The sequence below is a fragment of the Vibrio sp. ER1A genome (genome assembly GCF_000733315.1).
Lineage (GTDB): Bacteria > Pseudomonadota > Gammaproteobacteria > Enterobacterales > Vibrionaceae > Vibrio > Vibrio mediterranei.
On record NZ_JPJA01000067.1, the window covers coordinates 1 to 1,369 of the forward strand.

1 protein-coding gene is annotated in these 1,369 nt (G+C 35.6%); it reads right to left on the minus strand.

What is annotated here, in order from left to right:
• Positions 1 to 205 precede the first annotated feature (205 nt).
• Entirely contained in the window at positions 206 to 1,264 is a 1,059-nt protein-coding gene (locus HW45_RS28305; protein WP_051867793.1) for an alpha/beta hydrolase, read from the minus strand.
• Between the last annotated feature and the right edge of the window lie 105 nt (positions 1,265 to 1,369).

The following is a 1,369-nucleotide window of genomic DNA, read 5'->3' on the forward strand; positions in this document are numbered from 1 at the left end:
GTATAAACAGTTTATACTTATTCAAATTAATGTTCATTAAGCTCTACTAAAATATGAGTTTAATTTCTAATTAACACTCAACTTGCAATAGAACAATTACAGTTACAATGTGATAATTAATGTTCAAATTGAGTTTCAATTCACCTTGTCACAATTACATGATTCTTGGAAAGACCTCACCATATTGAAACAATTGTCAAGTTTATTATTGGTAATATCGTTTAAATTCTTCACACGACCATTCTAATTCATCTTGTCCAGAATTTAATTTATTATGAAGCGAGATAAAGTTATGAATTAATCCTGCACAATGTTTGTGTTGACTAGGAATGCCAAATTTAACCAATTTAATATGGTAGTCGAAGATTTCATCTTGAAGAGGGTCATATCCTGCAGTCATTATCGTCGCTGGAGCACAGTGGCTTACATCCCCATCAACTGGGAAAGGAACTCCATCGGTTCCATTAGGCAGAAACTGAAACGTAAACCATTTCATCAACTCTCTAGTTAATAAATAACCTTCGGCATATTCATTCATACTATATGTATCAAAGTTCAATCCAGAGACCGGGTAGTAAAGCATCTGATGGCAAAATTTGAAATCAACCCATTTATGTAAATTTTGCGCACAAAGAGCGGCGAGTGTTCCGCCAGCACTATCACCTCCAACTCCTATTTTTTTAAGATTAACTCCAAGGCGATTCGCGTTCTTCTCTACCCATTTCGTCACCGCTTCTGCGTCTAACAGCGCCCCTGGATAAGGGTTTTCTGGAGCTAATCGATAGTCTACAGATAATATACTAATACCACTAAAGTGCGCTAAGTCTCTACAAACCGTTTCATACGAATCCAAGTTGCCTAAAGTCCACCCTCCGCCATGGAAAAAAATCATTACTGAGTCAGTCTTTTTGTGCGGAACATAATGCCTAAGATTAAGTTGAAATCCACCTGCATCAATAGAATAATTGGAGATTTTGAACATCTCTTTGAGATTAAGATTTCCTTCAGAATTGAATGATTTTAGATTCTCTCGAATTTCTGATGCGCTGAGTGAAGTATCGATTAATTGGGGCTGCGAGTTTATGGTCTTTAAGAAAGCTCTTACATCGTCACTCATCGCCAAACTTTTATTTCTCGCAAAATGGTTTGGAACACAATGTGAGTCATTGAACTTAGTTTCTTTAGCTAGCATTTCGGGAGCAAAAGCTACCCCAACACCCCCCAAAGTAGTAGATTTAATAAATTTTCGTCTTGAAAATTCCATTACAATTACCTCTTTTTGTTGGACATTTATTAGTTACAATAGAACAATAGCTTTCTTATTCAAGCTACATATTTTCATCGCTAGATGATAAACATTAATCATTAT

Excerpts from the sequence above, each read along its gene's own strand:
- HW45_RS28305 (WP_051867793.1), bottom strand. The coding sequence starts at position 1,264 with ATGGAATTTTCAAGACGAAAATTTATTAAATCTACTACTTTGGGGGGT.